This window comes from Mucilaginibacter sp. P4_E8, from assembly GCF_056401495.1.
In genome coordinates this window covers 1-3,482 of record NZ_JBFUJG010000271.1, presented here as the reverse complement: position 1 = coordinate 3,482, position 3,482 = coordinate 1, and the positions used below count along the sequence as shown (strand labels likewise).

Below are 3,482 nucleotides of genomic sequence, written 5' to 3'. Positions count from 1 at the left end.
GGATATGCTTTCCTTAAAGAATCAAGTGAGTTTGATGATACTAGTACCACTTGGCGTTTATTACTATCTGATATAGCCGCTTCTTCTTTAAGGTATTCAATTGAGGCTTGTTCTATTGAAGTCTTAGAAAAGGTTCGGATACGTACTTCTTTATTTGAAACGTCTAAAACTACTAAATGAAGACTACCTTGTTTCTTGTCTGTTTCTATATTTGAAATAACTTGGCTAAAGCCTTCTAATTGAGTTATAACCTGTAGCCGATTTGCATCTTCTTTAACCTGCTTAAATATTTGGGTTTGCGTTACATCATTATATCTTTCTAAAGTATTGGTTCCTTCAATGTAGGCAAAGGCATTACCTACTAGCGAAAAAAAATCAAGCCACTCTTGTGGACCCTGACTTGATTTCAGTGAGTGGTCAATAAACGTTCCCATTGTTTCAACTGCTGTAGCCCACGCATGTTGTAATTTGGTTCGTATTTGTAATTCGATCATTAACCCATCATAAGAGTTATTGATGGTATTCCGATACTTATATACTATATGATAACACCTATATCCAGAATCTTTTGGATGCTGAATATAATCTTTAATACTTTTAACTTCATGCTGAAACGGAGCCTTATTATATACATCTACTAAGTTCGTTACATCTTTTATACTTGGCAATATCGCTCTCAACCCTCCTATATCTTGCATTTGAGAAAGTCGCATATTTGGAAACCGTTCCAACTTAAGAATAATAGAAGTCATACGTTTTAGTCGCTGGGAAACTAGATAATCAATCCCAATCCTGTTTAGTTTTGTGCGCAAGGTAGCTTGAAATGTATTAATAGGATAAGCATGACATGATCTAAAGTTTCCCAGGATTTCTAATGCATTTTCCTTTGCATTAGGAGTTGTATTCACGTCTATTAGCTGGTTAGCAGCCTCATCTATTTGTCTTTTAGAGTGCTTTAGAACATTATCCTTAAGTGCCATAGTATAATATATATGTGAAAGTGGCTTAGATTACCTACGAATATAGTTAGATCTCAGGCATCTCACAACAGCACAAAAGATAAAGAATTTATTATGATTTAGTTTGTACTAAAGGGTTATCTCAAGTCTCCAAATAGATGTTATTTGTAGAATATATTTAATTCACAGATGTTTCAGTTATTCAGCGAGCCGCCTGCGAACAGAGCACGTTGTCTTTCAAAAGAAGCTTGACAGAGCGATTGAAAGAATGCTTCACAAGATATCGGCGCTGCATTTGACCTTTTAAGGTAAGTGCTGGAAGGGCCATCTATCAAATGCTGTGACGGTATCGAAGCAACGTGCGAGAAAGCAGGTGAGCTAAAATTGTGGAAAGCGCCTGACTTAGCAATGAATGAGCATAGCGAATGGATTGATAAGGCCAGAGAGAGCTTTCATGGAGCAATGATTTTGCTTAAGTCAAATTAGGTGACAGATCGCAATAGTTGGTTTATGCCTGCACATTTTATATGTGGGTGGTATATGTGTATAGGGACTGAAATAAAAAAGTGCGGCATAATGTGATGGCCTGCGGTGGAGTTTAATGTGTGCATAGCACTTATTAAACGTAACAATATCTGGCGACTGATTTGAAAAGCTTAAGAGTTGCGCAATACCGATCATCCTGGTGTGTGAGAGGCCTCTACGCGCGTCATAAGCATAGCTTACCATATCCTGTTGTAAGCAACAAAAGCGGGGATGGTAAGTGTAGGCTTATGCCTGAATTGAGCCGCTATCAAAGAATGAAACTTATGCCAATTGCGGCGACGGAAGGTGCACATGTTCGAGGGGGAATAGTTAACAACGTTTTATTAGAGGAAATTCCAGCTAAGGCCCAGAACAAACAGATTGTCGTTGTTAAGTAATGTATTTATTTTTATAACTGCCTTATAGGCAACACTTTTTTTCAAAGGCATTTTATTATTATTCTAATATGTTGGCTGTAAGCATATTAAATTTTAAAAGGCGTAAAGGTGTATGCAAATTGAATTTACAAAGTGTTAATAACTTGGGCATTTGTGTAAAACTATCATTAAAATTATAGTGTTTCAAACAATAACTTTGTTGTAAGTCAGGCGATTAAAGTACAATGAATTGCCAGATGATGTTTGTTTTTTGAGAAATTTAAAAGTAAATAAGTAGACAATGAATATGAAGTCTGAAAAGTGTTCGAAGCACCGATCAGACTTCATTCACGCGGAGACTTGTGATCTCCAACCAGGCTAAGATATCCTGGACTTTCTTTAATGGTTAAGTTTGTAGCAGCAAAAGTCTAAACACTTTCTGATTTAATCAACAGGATTTTATAAACATCTGTTGATAACCCTTAAGGTTTTCAAAACTATTTTCGGGCTGTACCCGTCAGCAACACCTTACTCAAGGTGAGTATTGTACAAAAATTTCATCATTTAATAATAAAAATGAGACCGTACAATTTAAAAGAAAAGAAGAAAACACAAATGAAAAAAGTTAATGAAAGTCCGAGGGTTTCTTTAAATCCACTTTGYGAATATGCTGACGAGGCTACAGCTTCCAGAAGAAATAGTATAATTAGGCAGTGTAAAGTGCCTATTTCGTTCATAACAAAATGGTACAATAGGGCAGAGGATTCGCTGTCATCTTATTTATCAAACATTAGAGACGAGCCAATCTTTCTTTCCATCGAGGCAGATCGCATGAGGGGTATTATTACTTATGATGCAATGGAAAAAAAATATGCTATTGCTAGTTCAGATGCTCTTAGATCATTTTTGAGATCTGAGCTACAGGTTCGTCATCAATTATCCCCATTTAAGCCTGAAGTCGCTGTACATAATCCAAACCACAAATTTATTTTGAGTGGTGTTCAAATTAGCTTGCGTCCCGAATTAATCTTACGAGATGAAAAGGGAAAGCAACAACTAGGATTCGTAAAGTTTTATTTTGGAAAGAATGAACCCTTGGCAAAAGCTAGAGGGGAATTAATGGCTTGTTTAACTAAACATTACTTCGAGAATGAATTTGGATTTAATTTCAAAAGCGAGCATTGTATGGTTTTGGATGTTTACCGAGGTGAAATATTCACCTCTCCCAGGGCATATAAAAGAATTCTAGCTAATATCGAAGCTGCTTGTAAAGAAATTGCGGATAGATGGGATAAGGTCATTGTTTGATTATTTTGTTATTCATTAACACGAAAGGAGCTTACATTACGTAAGCTCCTTTGTTATTTACATTCAGCACTTCTTAATAAAAAAACTGGAAGTTATGTTACGAACTTAACTGTTTCAAACTTCCTTCCATGTGCCCCTTAAAAGTTAATTGAGCACCATGTGGCAAGTATATGAATAGTTTAAAAGTCACTGCTGTTAATGTATAATGTTTGATAAGTGCAACGTTAGCTGTTCCTCTGCTTTTGTCATTAGAGTTTTCATACGACCAATCGAATACATGCACCTCCCGTTCTACACTACTCTCTTTTTGTAT

The 3,482-nt window shown here is 36.0% G+C and carries 2 protein-coding genes and 1 pseudogene; 1 reads left to right on the top strand and 2 read right to left on the bottom strand.

Going from position 1 to position 3,482, the window contains the following annotated elements; translation table 11 throughout:
* Window positions 1-980, bottom strand: a pseudogene (locus AC1DRQ_RS30245) (hypothetical protein); the annotation flags it as partial.
* Between the two features lie 1,418 nt (window positions 981-2,398).
* On the opposite strand from AC1DRQ_RS30245, the gene AC1DRQ_RS30240 reads away from it, so the two are divergent.
* Window positions 2,399-3,169 (top strand): hypothetical protein, encoded by a 771-nt coding sequence (locus tag AC1DRQ_RS30240; RefSeq protein ID WP_477429649.1) that lies wholly within the window; start codon window positions 2,399-2,401, stop codon window positions 3,167-3,169.
* 97 nt (window positions 3,170-3,266) lie between these two features.
* Here AC1DRQ_RS30240 and AC1DRQ_RS30235 read toward each other — a convergent pair.
* A partial coding sequence (locus AC1DRQ_RS30235) for a hypothetical protein (protein WP_477429647.1) occupies window positions 3,267-3,482 on the bottom strand: 216 nt, incomplete at its 5' end.